Genomic DNA, 14,842 nt, shown 5'->3' with positions numbered 1-14,842 from the left:
GGGCGCTACTAGCCACTAACCAGCAAATGGTTGGCTTGCTTGCAGCATGATTTCATCGTTGCTGACCCTAATACGTACCATCGTTAGGCGCTCAAACCCTCTTTGATCCGTCTTGTTTTTTAACCAACTATCCAAACTCTTGATATCAGCCTTGAGTGCTCGTTTGAAACTGCGGTGATCGAGTAGGATAAATTCTCGCGGACTCGAAAAGTCGGCTTGGTTGGCCAAGGTAAACAATTGGTCATCAAGTGTTTGCCTATCCAATAGCTTCAGTCCTGATAATACATCCAAGGTTTCACCACCTATGGTAACTTGGGTAAAGACGTAATTCTGGCGACGCAGACCAGAAAGTACGGCATTGTAGTTAGCCAGTGACATCTCAAGGGTATACTCCACTTTTTCAACAACATTGTCAGCCATAAAAGCAGTCAGCATCCCCCCTTCGGTATGAAATAAATTAGCCTCATCAAAGCAAAATGCAACTCCCTCTAGCTCACTTTCTTCTGCAGCACCGGTTTGATAAAGGGCTGAGCAATCAAAGCCATCAGGGAGTGAGCGAACGAAGTCCACTGAGTCACCAAACTCAAACTCTTGTTGCAGAGCCGCCGCACTCGCAGCAGGATAGAACAACGTTGCAATTACACTAAAGACAAGCAGGTAAGGTGATAACTTGGAACAGAAAAACGCTCGAGGATAGATTTGAGTTAACGGGAATACAAAACGCATGATCAACACTCCATGTAATCCACGATTATATATCAAGTAGCAGGATTTAGAAGGCAGGTAAAAAAAAGCTGCAATTCCTTAGCCTAGCAGAATTGCAGCCAACTACGGTCAGCATTGTCGTAGTAAAAGTGGGATAACTTAGCTTCGGAGAACCTTGTTATCCCAGAGCGGTAATCGGTACTGAAATCATCTAATCTTTTTTGAACCTTAGTTTGTCTTACATTGACCAAATAAAGTAAATCTGGGACTTCATGCGGATAATGATGCCGCGGATCACATCTAAAAATGCCAAGAAACTAATCGGTTTCTCTGCACTGATCCACGCCAGACCTACGGAGCCAACAGGGATGTCATAGTCACCAGGCTCCGTCAGTTTCAAGCGAACGAAATGGTGTTTATTAAGTGCATTCTGGCCGGTAGTCTGACGAACATTATCATCTCTTGCCAACAAGCTACCCTGAGATTCACCAGTGGCTTCAATAATGCCTTCAACTTCGGCGCTGAAGATCTTCCCCGGGTAGACCGGTGACGCGAATTCAGCCTGTTGCCCAATCTTTACATTGCGGATCGCCTGATGGTTGACTCGCATCAAGACATACTTCTCGTTGGTATACATCTGGATCCGCGGCATGACGCCAACATATTGGCCTTCTCGCATAATGTAGTTGGTAAGGTAACCGTCAGCAGGTGCGTATACTCGCGTATTGTCCAAATTCCATTGTGCTTGAGCGACATCTTCTTTCTTATTGGCAACATCCACTCTGCGGCTTTCAACTGACAACTCAGATTTTTCAAAATCCAAAAGTGCACGCTGGGCTGACACCCGAGCTTTATCTAGCTGAGACTTGAGCGTCACTTGTTTAGCCCGTGCGACATCCACTGCCGTTTGTTGCTCATCCATCTGTGTTTCGGTAATGGTGTGCTTTACGACCCTGTTCTGCTCTTGGTAGCGGTGCAATGTGGTTTCTTTCCACTCCAAGTCTTCTTTTGCCGCTTCAATCTCGTTTCCTGCTATCTCAATGTCTTTCAGCGCAGCGTGGTGATTCTGCTTAGCAATGAGCACATCTTCCTGCGAAATCGACAGCGCTACCTTCACAGAATCCAGCTGTGTTTCCGCTTTATTGAGTGCAATTTGGTATTGCTCATCATCTAAGGTGTAAACCAACTGACCTTTCTTCACTTGTTCATTTGGGCGCACCAGAATCTCGTCGACATGGCCTTTTATCATCGTTGACCCCGGTCGCAGTTGAATGTGAGGAGATTGCACAACCGAACCACCGGACATATCCATAGGAGCAAACGTGATCAAGCCAATCCAGACAAAGACTAACCACCCTGCGCCACCTAGATACGAAAATGTCTTGGTGAATTTATTCCAAGGCATCCCAACCAAACGAAGCAGATAGATAAATAGTGACCATACTGCCAACCCCTCAAGCATGTTCAGCCTCCTCTTTGGTCATAATCACTGCCTCAGATCCAGAGGCATTAGCCTCGGCAGGTTGGAGAGCAGAAGGCGCTTGGCTGTCTTTTTCCTTCCAGATATCACGAATATGGCGAAGCGCTTGCTCACCATCGACGAAAGCGATAATCACCGCCACGACCCAAACCCAATGCCAGATAAAACCAATCCAAGTCAGGGCCGTTATCAACCCCAGCTGATGGTGGTCACTTTTATGGGCTTTTTGTATCGGTAATTCATGGATACGCCAAAAACCAAAAGCCGCGGCAGCGATGGATCCAAACAAAATAACGGCGGCGACGACATGAAGCGCGGTATCAACCCCACTGTCGACGAAAGGCATACTGACGAGACTCATAACAGTTCCCCAAATTCACTAACGCATAATCATTAATCCAATACCCAGTCACGTGCCAAAAGACTGAGGGTATCGTTTTTTTAAATTGTTTTTGTTGATGAGATTATGTAAGGGATAGTGACAAGCATCACAATGCTGGATATATTAAATCAATAAAAGCTTAATTTTAATATAATCGACCCACAACGGAGCAGATAACTGCCTATGTCATTTCCAGAATCTCAATTCCAAGCTGCCTTTGTGAGATCGGTCTTCTTCCAGCCCTTTGTTCGTGCCCTGCATAAACATTACGAGATCACGTTGGATGATTTAGGCGCACCGCTGAAGTTGGTCGAAGAGCCAATGACCTTAGTACCTTTTTCTGATCTCAACCAGTGGCTAGAAGATCTCGAACATGTGATTGGCGATCAGGCTTATCTCAGCAAGATGGCGAAAGATATTAACTTCAATAATATGGATAAGCTTGGTGGTTGGTTTCTTTCTACACCTGAATTAGCACTGACTTTCCGTCGGATCAATTACGGCACCTCCTGCTTACAGTCAGGAGCGACCTTTCACGGTGAATTGTCTGGCAATATCATCAAATGGACCTATGACAATCATTTTTCATCAGGAAGAGGGCGCTTTCAAGACAGTGCGCGTATGGCCATCATGTTCACCAATACCCTGCGCTACTTTATGGGGGAGAATTACCACCCACTGACAGTCGAGTTAAGCGGACCACCTTGTGGTAATGGGAATTTCGAGCAATTTTTTGGCTGTGATATCCGCTGGAACAGCCCCTCAACACGAGTGTGGTTAGATATTTCTATCCTTGAACATGGCAATAACTTCCCCTTCGAGCTTACGCGCCCTATGATGTTATCGAACCTTGAGCTGGATGAGTTCCTCAATATGCCTCAGGCTCATGATGCGGCGAAGATGATGTATGAAATGATCAATTATTCCCGCTTTTACGGGTACCCCAGCTTGGATTTTGTTGCGGACAAATTCAATTTATCAAGACAACAACTACAGCGCCGCCTCCATAAATTTGGTTGGAGCTTCAGCTCGATTACCAACTATGTTCTGTGTAACCAGGCAATAAAATACATGCAGGCTGATCTGAGCGTGAAAGAAATTGCCGAAGAGCTCGGCTATAAAAACGTTCAGAGCTTTAGCAAGGCCTTCCAGCGCCAAAGGGGACAAACACCGACCCAGTATAAAGAAAAGTTGCTAGAGAGAAGTCAACGCAGGCCAAAATTCGCTATACCCAAGTGACGTCAAGATACTTGGGTATAAAGCCACGCTATGTTTGACGCGAACAATTCAGGGTAAAGCGCTGATCGGGGGTAATATGATGGCGCATCACGAACTCTGCGCGATTATCACTTTCGAACTGGGGCTGAAAGAATATACGGTAGCCAAGCAGATCGCGTCTTGCATCGCTATCAAACGGATTAACATTGTTCTTATCTACCACGATATCTCGTGTCAGATTAACAGGTCTCAATACATAATCTAACCCGTTATGGAAGAAGCTATAGTCTACTGCCAGCTTAAACTCCAATTGTACTTGATTATTTTCTGAACGCTTTAGCCACTCTTCTGAGTAAATCGTGCCATCAGACATGAATTGATACGACGTAGTCTCCAACATATTTTTCGGAGTGTCTGGCCGTTTACATAACCACGTGCCACCTTCCAATTGGGTCGCGAAAGTCGGTGCTGCCAATATGCTACTTAGCATTAACCCTATGACTTGTAGTTTCATCCTTGAATCCTGACTTATATAATTCTAATACAATTAGTTATAGCAGTATCTATAACAACAAGACAGTGAATTTATATTTAACCTTTTTGCTGCTCAACGACAATTTGAATATGAAAAAGGGAAAGCAACCGCTTTCCCTTTTGATATTCGTTCTATAACTTTATCGAGTCATCGACTAGAAGCGGTAGTCAACTGACCAAACAACTTGCTGTGAGTAGTCGATCTTAGTGTCGTTTTTGCTATAGTCCTGATCTAGGTAGCGGTAAGCCAAGTCCGTTGACCAGTTATCATTAATTTCATACATCGCACCAACCTGACCACCCCAGACGAAATCAGTCGAACTGCTGCCGTTTATCTTGCTGTCTGCTACACCCGCAGAAACACCCGCAAATAGATTTACATTCTGATGTACAGGTACAAGGTAATCATAAGAGGCTAGGAACATGTTCTGTGATGACTTGTCCATGTAGCTGTAAGTACCCATGACACGGTGGTGGTCGTTCATGATTGCACCACCACGAAGCTGGTAAGTAGCATCCTCACCATTTTGAGAATTAGCACCTTTTACATTATCTTCTTGATAACCGACACCGCCACCGACAAACCATTGTGTATCAGCAGCGAATGCTGGTGAAGCGGCCATTATTGTCAGTGCTAACGTCGAGATTGCGGTGATCTTTTTCATGTATATCTCCTTGGACTCCCAAGCTTCATTATTCATGTTTTTGCTAATGTGCCGGATAAGTCTTATATAATATGTTCTGTTCGTTAATCACTATACTGCTATTTGCTGAACGTTAACTTAAGATATAAAACGTTGTTTTTTAACTTAATAGATGCTGAACAAATAAAACATCCGTTCAATAAAATTGAAAAATAACAAAAATTTATTAATCAAAATTGATGATTTTGATTAATTTACACTCATAAATTAATTATGAAAAACAAATAAACCATTGTAGAAAATAGGTATTCACACGAATCAAAACATGAACTGAATAAAAATAATATAAATATAAAAAAGAGGACACGTTGTCCTCTTTTAATATTTACGTTCAGCTTAAATTAAAACTTGTAGTCTACAGACCAAACAACCTGCTGGGTGTAATCAATTTCATTACCTAGTTTGTCATAGTCTTGGTCAAGTAGTCGGTAAGTTAAATCTGTCGACCAACTATTGTTGATCTTATATTGCGCACCGACCTGGCCACCCCAAACAAAGTCTGTTGAATCCACCGTTACGCCAGTCGCCTTGTGCTTAAATTCATTGTCAGCAAAACCAGCAGATACACCAGCAAATAGGTTGATTTTCTGATGAACAGGGATCAAGTAATCATAAGAGGCTAGGAACATATTCTGTGTTTGCTCTCGCTCACCGAGCAAACCATTCACATCATCGTTAAAGTAGCTGTAAGTACCCATCAAACGGTGCTGTTCATTAATGACCACACCACCACGTAGTTGATAAGTCATATCTTCTGCATTTTTTGATGACTTACTGCCAAGAACATCCTGCTTAACGGCATCATTCTGGTAACCAATACCACCACCAACAAACCAGTCAGTCGTGTTAGCCAGTACAGGAGTAGCCGCAAAAGTAGAAAGAATAAGAGTTGAGACTACAGCATACTTTTTCATGTGTGATTTCCTTGATTAAGTGTTATTTATCAGCAACTGTGCTCGCTGCCGTTTCTATAATGAACACTGTACACAATAATCCTGAACGCAACCTTAAAATAGAAAACACTGTTTTATTTGTAATTATTTGTTTCTAGATACAAGAAAATGCTTAACACGGTTAGAATGATCCTATATGAGAAACCTTGCTTGGCGGCACACCAAAGTAGCGTTTGAATTCACGGCTGAACTGGGTTGGGCTCTCATAACCCACCTTCAAGGCAGCGACATTTGCTGGCATACCATCTTGCGACATCATGGTTTTTGCCTTATTCAGACGGATCTTTTTGATGTACTGCAAAGGCGGATCAGTGACGACCAACTTAAAGGCTCGATGAAAGGCAGACACGCTCATCCCTGCCATATCGGCCAAATCATTAATGGCTAGCTTCTGGTCGTAGTGCGATTGAACATGGGAGATCACCCGTGACACCCTCGATAATGCACTGTCTTGCTTGCAGTATTGCGCGAGTAAATGCCCTTGCTCACTCTTCAGTAAATGAAAGTAAAACTCGCGCAGTAATTGCTTACCTAATACATGGGCATCTAAAGGATCTTTAAGACACCCCAACAAGCGGCAAATACAATCTCTAATATCCGGGGTAATTTTCGTCACCGCCACTCCACGACCGTTATCTTGTGATTTAGGCATTGCACTATGCTGGTGCTGCTCAAGAGTGTCGACAAGCTCTTGAATAATTGTTAAGTCAAACTCAATATCCAATCCGATCAAAGGCGCTTGTGGCGAAGCAAAAGTCTCACAAGCAATCGGGTAAGGGGTTGCAACAATCAGGCAATGGTCAGTATCATAATCAAACCGGTAATCATTTAGGTGGCCCACTTTGTTACCCTGTAGGATCACTACCACACCTTGCTGATACATCTGTGGCGTGATCTTATGATACTGATTAATCCTAAACAGACGAATACCCGGCACAGCTAGATCAACGATGCCAGATTCAGTACCTAAGCCATAGTAAGCGCAGAGTTCTTCGCCTTTACGTGTACATTGTTTCATTTAACAGCTTTAGCCTTTAACATCGATAATCCGTCGCTCAGTTTACCAACAAGCACTGAGGTTATACATAAGCCTATAAACAATTCCCATAAATCGCTTGGTAATCAATAAATCATATCCACAAAATACTGACTCCCTCTCAGGTAATTGAGAAAGGCCTATTAAATACATGATATTCTTACAGTCGCTATTATTACCGACATAATAAAGTCTGTCATGGTGTATTGCTTATCTTTCTCTTCATACACTTTCCGCTATTGAAATTTCGTGTTAATGTTAATATTTGTAACCGGTTACATTAATTCACTTCACCACTGACGCTGTGTGGAGCTTTATACAATAAACGATTATTTTGAGTACTCTCATGGCTACAATAAATGACATCTGTAAAATGGTTGGAGTATCGAAAGCAACGGTATCTCGTGCCATAAATGGTACAGGCCAGGTTCGTAAAGAGACAAAAAAAGCCATCTTCGATGCAATGGATGAGCTTAATTTTCGCCCTAACTCTCTCGCTCAAGCTCTAGCAACCAATAAATCCAACAGCATAGGCATCGTTCTGTCTGATTTTGATGGAAACTACTTTGGTCGACTATTAAAGCAAGCTTCTCAAACCGCAGAAAAAACAGGGAAGCAACTCATAGTAACAGACGGTCATAACAGCGCTAAACGTGAAAAAGAAGCTATCCAGTTTCTTGTCGATCGTAAGTGTGACGTTATCATTCTGTACACACGCAAAATGTCTGTAGACGACATCATTGAACTTAAACACTCAACTTCAATACCCATCGTCAATGTCGGTCGCGATCTACCTGCATCCGCAGGCTATGCCATTAGTTTTGACCACAAGCATGCTACAGAAATCGCCGTTGAGCATTTAATCGATCTTGGCCATAAAGACATCATTTATATTGGGCCAAAACCTATAACCCCAACAACAATATTGCGACTTCAGGCGTTTGAAGAAAAGCTTCGTTACCACAGCCTTACAGCACAAGAGCGTCATTTCAGCTGCTCAGGCTTTACGGTTTACGGTGGGTATGAGGCGTGCCAAAACCTTCTAGAAGCCAAAGTACCGTTTAGTGCTATTTTCGCGGCCTGTGATGATATCGCAATAGGCGCAATGAAGGCTCTTTCTGATGCAGGAATAAAAGTTCCAGAAGAAGTATCGATTGTTGGCATCGATAATGAAGAAAAAAGTGCATTTGTTACTCCGGCACTGACTACCGTTGAACTCCCTATAAAAACAATGACCCTTCACGCAATGCAAATCGCGCAACAACTCGCTGAAGGTAAACCGGTGACCCATGGTTCGAAAACATTTACTGGTGAACTTATTCTTCGTCATTCAGCTACAAGCGCTAATACATAGTAAACACAGCTCAAGAGGCCCCTGATGGCCTCTTTGGTGCCCTCTTAAATAGCTATATACTTAACCACTCTAAAATTTCGCATATTTATGCAAATAATAGTGCAGTTCTTCATCCTCAGTCTAAAATTAAGTTGTCTCTCTCAAACATACTCAAGGATGCTCATATGAAGTGGTTAATCTCTATCTTAATGGCAGCTTTCATTGCTTTACCGGCTTTTGCGGTAAATACGAAAACGCCAACGCTAAAAGAGACACAACAGGCTTGTGAGTTAAAGCGGGTTACACATCAATGCAGTATCATTAATGAAAGTAAAGTCGAGAAAGGAATCTGTATCGATGCTAAGCGATATGGGTTAATTTGCTCGCAGCGAAAAAGTGTAAACCTTTAACATTGTGATTTTTTTTGAACAACGAAAAAGAGCAGCCATTGCTGCTCTTTGCCTAATAAATCAATTTATTACCACCAAGCTTCCCACATTGCACCCACTGCAAATGTATCTCGATCGATATCTTTAGTCTTCAGAGAACCGGTATCAGCATCAACGTTGTTCTCAGCCTCACCGACAGTGGCATAAAAACGTAACATTGGACGATCCGATGGGCTACTACCAAAGCTAATATTTTGAGATAAAGTCACTTTCCAAGCAGAGTTTTCATCCGACTCATCATAATCAACTAACGAGTAGCCTGCTTCTAACCAAGTTGAATGTACATCATTCCACGCATAGGTTGGGCGAACAATTGCAGTGTAGTTTGTACGGTTAATGGCTTTATCGTCTCCATCATATTTATGGTAACCCGCTAAATATTCAATAGCCGTACTGTCATTTAAATCAAACGCACCTTCTAAACTTGCATACCAGATAGTCAGGTCGTCAGTTTTATTAAATACTGAGGTGTCCGAATTATCTGAATAACGTACCATAAAGTTATGACCGTTATAATCTAGAACTGCGGCAACTTGGTAAGCCGTAATATCTTCTTTGCCAGGATCGGCAGGGTCTTTTGCTTTATCAGATGAAAAACCGTAGTTGGCATAAAGTGTTAAGCCAAGATCTTCAGTCAAATTAATACCGTGAAGCTTAGACGTGATTGCATAATTTCCACTATCACCAGTACCTTCATCAGCAACTTGGCCGACAGCACCCATGTCAAGATATACACCATTAAAGCTCAGGTTATAAAAACCAGCGCCTTGTCCATCGTGTGACATCCAAAAGTAATCATTGATCCCTTGTTGTGGACGCTGATGGAAATCACGACCAGCCCAAATATAGAGATCGGGCTGAGAGTCAAATACACCAGATGCACCAGCATAAAATTTCTTCAAAGCCACATCGCCATATTCCCCATCCTCTTTCCACCAATTTTCCAGCATCAGAACAATGTCCCAATTAGTACCATTAGTACCATCGAAACCTTTAGAAAACTGGAACTCACCACCATTGGCTTCATTACCTAGTCGACCGGCTGCACTGTCTGACATCTGCCCGTCAGCCCTAACATAATCGTTGCCATTATCGGCATAATGCAAACCGTAACGAGCGTAACCAGTAAATGTTAAGTCATTACTAGAGCTATCCTCTTGGGCAATTGCAAATGATGGAATTAAAATTGTTGAAATTGCGGCTACAAGGGGTAAAACCTTCATTGTATATCCTCTATATATACTAATTGTATTCTCATACCTGCAACACTATTGCTGTAGGTTATTTGGCTATTTTCTATTAAACGAGGCTTATCAATATATTTTATTGTTCATGATGAAATCACAAACAGTCAATTCATAACGGATAATTAAATACCGATACTGATAAAACATATTGATCAGAACGTCACTTGAAATATTCTATAATATTTATTTATTGATACTTCCTCTAAAACTTTAAATTTATTTGAATTTTAATTATTAATTACCCCTTCATATTTAAATGAATACTAACGTTAATTATTTAAATAGCCATATCACTGTTTATGCTGAAAACAACTTATGCTTCTTCGCTTCTACGCCTGCTGTATTACAGGCTTCAAAATATTAGTCAAAAAGCAATCCCACCCTCTCCAATTCGACAACAACGCCAATGTAACCGGTTTCAGTAACCGGTTACAGCAAGAACGGTATGAATTATGATCAATTTCACAAAGTATTTAGTATCCACGCAGAAAATCGCCTTGAAGTACAAATAAATACGCATGAATAATTGACATTTATCACTAACTTTAAGCGCTATAATATGGCGTAAAGCATTGTTGTGAAAATTGATGACTAGCTACCCTGAGCAGAATTAGGCAAGTTATTTACAGGATTGTGTATTACATCTCCATTGCCTCTGCCATACACTGAGTTTCATTGAAGCATGCTCATCAGGTGCTCTCTAAACTGTAATAATTGGAGAAATTTCATGGACAAGTTTACTTACCAGAACCCTACCCGCATTCACTTTGGTGATGGTCAAATAGCAGCCATTGCCAATGATATCCCTCAAGATAAAAAAGTCTTGGTGATCTACGGTGGCGGCTCTATCAAGAAAAACGGTGTATATGAGCAAGTTAAAGCAGCCTTGGACGAGCATAACTGGGGTGAATTCGCCGGTGTAGAACCTAACCCACAATACGACACGCTCATGAAAGCGGTAGAAAAAATCAAAGCCGAAGGTTTTGATTATCTGCTTGCTGTTGGTGGTGGTTCGGTGGTCGATGGCACTAAATTTATCGCAGCCGCCGCGGCTTACCAGGGTGAAGACCCATGGAACATTTTGGCTCAGCAACACCCTGTCGAAAGCGCCCTGCCTCTAGGCTGCGTATTGACACTCCCAGCAACAGGCTCAGAAAGTAATATGGGCGCAGTGGTTTCCCGTGGTAAAGACAAATTGGCTTTCATGACACCAAAAGTTCAACCTTTGTTTGCCGTGCTTGATCCGACGACGACACTTAGCCTGTCTCCACGTCAGGTCGCCAACGGTGTAGTTGATGCGTATGTTCATGTAATGGAGCAATACCTCACTTTCCCGGCGAATGCTAAAGTACAAGACCGCTTTGCCGAAGGCCTACTACTTAATCTCATAGAAGAAGGACCAAAAGCCCTAGCCACACCTGACGATATCGATGTGCGTGCCAACATTATGTGGACAGCAACCCAAGCACTGAACGGCTTAATTGGTGTCGGTGTTCCGCAAGACTGGACCACTCATATGATTGGTCACGAGCTGACCGGTAACTACGGTATCGACCATGCGCGCACGCTAAGTATTGTTCTACCAGCCGTCATGAGAGAACGTAGTAAAGACAAAGAAGGTAAATTGCTACAGTACGCAGAGCGCGTATTTAGTATTACTGAAGGGTCTACGGATGAGCGTATAGAACAAGCTATTGCCCACACCATCGCTTTCTTCAAGCAAATGGAAGTACCGACTAGCTTGAGCGACGTTGAGCTTGGCACTGCAGATATCGACACTCTGGTCGCAAGCTTAGAAAAACACGGTATGAAAGCGCTCGGTGAGCGTGGCAACATCACTATCAGTGACAGCCGTGCCATTTTGGAAGCTGCTCTGTAAGAGAGCCTGAAAGAAGAGAAAAGGGAGGCTCATCAGCCTCCCTTAATTTTATACCCAGACTTCAAGTGCAGGATTCAAGGTCTTGAAGTTACTTGGATATATTAATCGCCTAAAGTCGCAACCATGATAGCTTTAATCGCATGCATGCGGTTTTCAGCCTCATCGAAACAGATGTTGTATGGTGATTCGAATACATCTTCTGTCACCTCCAACCCTTCTAGATAGAATCGCTCTGAAATTTCTTTACCCACTTTCGTTTCACTGTTGTGGAATGCTGGTAGACAGTGCAAGTACTTCACATCTGGGTTATTGGTCATCTTAATAACATCCATGTTGACCTGATATGGTGATAGGTCATGTACACGTTGTGCCCAAAGCTCTGCAGGTTCACCCATTGATACCCATACATCGCCGTAGATAAAATCAATACCAGCAACGCCTTCTTGAATATTATCAGTGATCACGATTTTACCGCCGGAGATCTGGCACAGTTCATTGCACTGGGCAACTAGCTCTGGCTCAGGCCAGTACTCACGAGGACCCACTAGTCGGATTTCCATCCCAACTTTTGCTGCACCCACCATTAGCGAATTACCCATGTTATTTTTGGCATCGCCCATATAGGCCAGTTTCATTTCATTAAGGCGCTTACCATTACCGTGCTCAATCATGGTCATCCAGTCAGCAATAATTTGTGTTGGGTGCCATTGATCTGTCAGGCCATTCCACACTGGCACACCAGCAAACTCACCAAGGGTTTCTACTACCTGCTGATCAAAGCCGCGGTATTCAATACCATCGTAGAAGCGACCCAGTACACGAGCGGTATCTTTTGCACTTTCTTTGTGACCCATTTGCGAGCCACTACCGATATATGTCACATTCGCGCCTTGGTCATATGCGGCAACTTCAAATGCACAACGGGTACGGGTTGAGGTTTTTTCGAATATAAGCGCAATGTTCTTGCCGCTTAGTTTCGGTTGCTCAGTACCGCTGTATTTCGCCTTTTTCAGATCCTGAGCAAGACCAATCAAGTGCTCAATTTCTTTACCAGTAAAATCAAGTAGACGTAGGAAATTGCGGTGACGTAGATTAAAAGCCATATTCGTATCTCTCTGTTTATTAATATAATTAACGCAGTGTTTATCATCACTGCTGTCTTGTTGCCTATGGCTAGAATATCCAGATTTTCTGGTAAAGCGTCTAGTTGATTGTCCTGAATCCTTTATTCAACAATCCTTAACAAGGCATAAATGCCTATCCATTTCGAATAACCAAGCAATCATCCCCAATAAAAAAGCCGATGAATGAATCATCGGCTTTTATTTAATGCTGTGTCTCAATGCTGCAATAGTCTAGCGGTTGATCACCATACGGTTTTTGCTGTCCGTAGGCTCATAGTAAGAGTTAGATGCCAACAAAGATGGGGACGACTCTTGGCCAACCATTTCTCCATTTGCTGCTAGGATGATGCTCCCCCCTTTGATTAAATCGATAATTTCCCGGTTTTTTTCAGGTGGCAATGCTGGGCAGCCCCAACTCCAACCGATAAAGTTATTCGATGCCAAAAAGTCGGGAGACGCATAACTTGCACCGTGGATCACGATATAACGTCGGCGGGCATTGTCATTAACCCCCTCGGACAACCCATCAAGACGGAGAGAATAGCCATATTTGCCGTAGTATGTCTCAGCCGTTTTAAACACGCCTAATGAAGTCTGCTTTGAATTCACCGTATTGGAAAAACGCTCAGCATATGTGCCACCGCTTTCAATACCATGAGTAGTATAGGTATGGTATTTAAGCTTCTTTTTTGCCAAATCAACTACATAGAATCGCTTTTCATTGGAAGGACGGCGGTAGTCAATAATCACCAAATTGGGATTAGCACCGGTGCCTTTGTTCATATACGCTTCGATGCCTTCTCTAAGCAAGGCATAATCCATCACCCCGCCTAATGAGGCACTGGTAAAGACCTCGCTGGCAAGATCCTCAATGTGCTCCTCAAGGGTGCCGGCCTGTACAAGGGAAGAAAAAAGCAAAATTGGAAGTATTTTTTTGATCATAGGCATTAACAAAAAGCGATTATTTTACGATGGAATTTCCCTTCTAATTTTAACAGATTAATCAGCAATGACTTTTTTATCTCACCAATTCAGACATTTTTTCATAAAAAATTACAAATGAAGGCTTAAGAAACGACCAAACCCCGGCCAGACATATAACCTACACTTAAACGATCATGTCGATGTATATCCTATAGATAGTGATATGGAGTGAGAAATGAAGTGGATTGTATTGTCGCTATTTCTAGTTTTCCCGCACACCAGCAAATCGGAAGCGGTTGATCTATCTAAACTTTATGAAGTCCACACCGATTTTGACTACAGTGATTTAGTCATTGAGGTGCAAGGGTTCAAGGTACCAACTCTGGCTGCATTTCGAGGCTGGGTTCTGATGAACGGTATGCAAAAGAGGATTCAGAAAGGATATGAATACTTTCTAGATAAAGGCGTCAAAGAAGGCATACCTCTGCACCTCGTGCTTCTGCAGGGCACCGATTGGCGGCTAAGCAATACGACCATTTTCAACTTACCAGACGAGAAAACCTGGAAGAACATGGCACGCACCCTCACTTTCATTCAAGAGCATGTGATGCCTAAAACCGGCTTACTGATCCCTGTATCTGGCGACCGAAGTAAAGAGTACAACCAACATGCTGGAGGAGCGCCAAGAAGTTCTCACCTCGATTTTTGCGCACTCGATCTCGTGCCAATAAGGAATATTTCTCGGACAGAACTACATAAAATCCTCAAGAGCATATACAACTCTGTTGGTAAAGAAAATAAGATGGGGCTTGGCCTCTACAGCGGAGTGCGCTTTCATATCGACACCTGTGGCTACCGCCAATGGTAGGCTTCT

14 protein-coding genes and 1 pseudogene are annotated in these 14,842 nt (G+C 42.8%); 5 read left to right on the top strand and 10 right to left on the bottom strand.

What is annotated here, in order from left to right; genetic code table 11:
* Positions 1-15: 15 nt before the first annotated feature.
* The 3 genes from ACVA58_RS12785 to ACVA58_RS12775 form a co-directional block, all read right to left on the bottom strand.
* Complete coding sequence (locus ACVA58_RS12785; protein WP_446510818.1) at positions 16-726, bottom strand: hypothetical protein; 711 nt, start codon at positions 724-726, stop codon at positions 16-18.
* Positions 727-943: 217 nt separating this feature from the next.
* Entirely contained in the window at positions 944-2,167 is a 1,224-nt protein-coding gene (locus tag ACVA58_RS12780) for an HlyD family secretion protein (protein WP_446510817.1), read from the bottom strand.
* On the bottom strand, positions 2,160-2,546 hold the full coding sequence (locus ACVA58_RS12775) for an MFS transporter (protein ID WP_446510816.1): 387 nt from the start codon (positions 2,544-2,546) through the stop codon (positions 2,160-2,162). Before ACVA58_RS12775 ends, ACVA58_RS12780 begins: the two co-directional genes overlap by 8 nt.
* A gap of 204 nt (positions 2,547-2,750) precedes the next feature.
* Here ACVA58_RS12775 and ACVA58_RS12770 point away from each other — a divergent pair, with 204 nt between their 5' ends.
* A complete protein-coding gene (locus ACVA58_RS12770; protein WP_446510815.1) occupies positions 2,751-3,806 on the top strand; it encodes a helix-turn-helix domain-containing protein in 1,056 nt (351 codons plus the stop codon).
* 28 nt (positions 3,807-3,834) lie between these two features.
* Here the strand turns inward: ACVA58_RS12770 and ACVA58_RS12765 are convergent, their stop codons facing one another.
* The 4 genes from ACVA58_RS12765 to ACVA58_RS12750 form a co-directional block, all read right to left on the bottom strand.
* Positions 3,835-4,299 (bottom strand): hypothetical protein, encoded by a 465-nt coding sequence (locus ACVA58_RS12765; protein ID WP_446510814.1) that lies wholly within the window; start codon positions 4,297-4,299, stop codon positions 3,835-3,837.
* Between the two features lie 175 nt (positions 4,300-4,474).
* The gene (locus tag ACVA58_RS12760; RefSeq protein WP_446510813.1) at positions 4,475-4,984 is read right to left on the bottom strand and encodes a porin family protein; all 510 of its coding nucleotides are present in this window, start codon (positions 4,982-4,984) and stop codon (positions 4,475-4,477) included.
* Positions 4,985-5,364: 380 nt separating this feature from the next.
* Entirely contained in the window at positions 5,365-5,937 is a 573-nt protein-coding gene (locus tag ACVA58_RS12755; RefSeq protein ID WP_446510812.1) for a porin family protein, read from the bottom strand.
* Positions 5,938-6,097: 160 nt separating this feature from the next.
* Positions 6,098-6,994, bottom strand: coding sequence for an AraC family transcriptional regulator (locus tag ACVA58_RS12750; RefSeq protein WP_446510811.1), 897 nt, complete (start codon positions 6,992-6,994; stop codon positions 6,098-6,100).
* Positions 6,995-7,358: 364 nt separating this feature from the next.
* On the opposite strand from ACVA58_RS12750, the gene ACVA58_RS12745 reads away from it, so the two are divergent.
* Together ACVA58_RS12745 and ACVA58_RS12740 are read left to right on the top strand one after the other, a co-directional pair.
* Positions 7,359-8,366, top strand: a complete 1,008-nt coding sequence (locus tag ACVA58_RS12745) for a LacI family DNA-binding transcriptional regulator (protein ID WP_446510810.1) — start codon at positions 7,359-7,361, stop codon at positions 8,364-8,366.
* A 164-nt stretch (positions 8,367-8,530) separates the two neighbouring features.
* Positions 8,531-8,755: a hypothetical protein gene (locus tag ACVA58_RS12740; RefSeq protein WP_446510809.1), complete on the top strand. Its 225-nt coding sequence runs from the start codon at positions 8,531-8,533 to the stop codon at positions 8,753-8,755.
* A gap of 68 nt (positions 8,756-8,823) precedes the next feature.
* Here the strand turns inward: ACVA58_RS12740 and ACVA58_RS12735 are convergent, their stop codons facing one another.
* Positions 8,824-10,017 carry a carbohydrate porin gene (locus ACVA58_RS12735; RefSeq protein WP_446510808.1) on the bottom strand — a complete coding sequence of 398 codons (1,194 nt, stop codon included), beginning with the start codon at positions 10,015-10,017 and terminating at the stop codon, positions 8,824-8,826.
* A gap of 751 nt (positions 10,018-10,768) precedes the next feature.
* Here ACVA58_RS12735 and ACVA58_RS12730 point away from each other — a divergent pair.
* Complete coding sequence (locus tag ACVA58_RS12730) at positions 10,769-11,920, top strand: iron-containing alcohol dehydrogenase (RefSeq protein ID WP_446510807.1); 1,152 nt, start codon at positions 10,769-10,771, stop codon at positions 11,918-11,920.
* 101 nt (positions 11,921-12,021) lie between these two features.
* Here ACVA58_RS12730 and argF read toward each other — a convergent pair whose 3' ends face one another.
* Together argF and ACVA58_RS12720 are read right to left on the bottom strand one after the other, a co-directional pair.
* Positions 12,022-13,023, bottom strand: a complete 1,002-nt coding sequence (gene argF / locus ACVA58_RS12725; protein WP_446510806.1) for an ornithine carbamoyltransferase — start codon at positions 13,021-13,023, stop codon at positions 12,022-12,024.
* Positions 13,024-13,374: 351 nt separating this feature from the next.
* Positions 13,375-13,983 (bottom strand): annotated as a pseudogene (locus ACVA58_RS12720) (murein L,D-transpeptidase catalytic domain family protein); the annotation flags it as partial.
* 220 nt (positions 13,984-14,203) lie between these two features.
* Between ACVA58_RS12720 and ACVA58_RS12715 the strand changes: the two are divergent.
* Positions 14,204-14,836 (top strand): D-Ala-D-Ala carboxypeptidase family metallohydrolase, encoded by a 633-nt coding sequence (locus tag ACVA58_RS12715; RefSeq protein ID WP_446510805.1) that lies wholly within the window; start codon positions 14,204-14,206, stop codon positions 14,834-14,836.
* Positions 14,837-14,842: the final 6 nt, after the last annotated feature.

This window comes from Photobacterium sp. DNB22_13_2, assembly GCF_052873915.1.
This window is presented reverse-complemented; position numbering and strand designations above follow the sequence as displayed.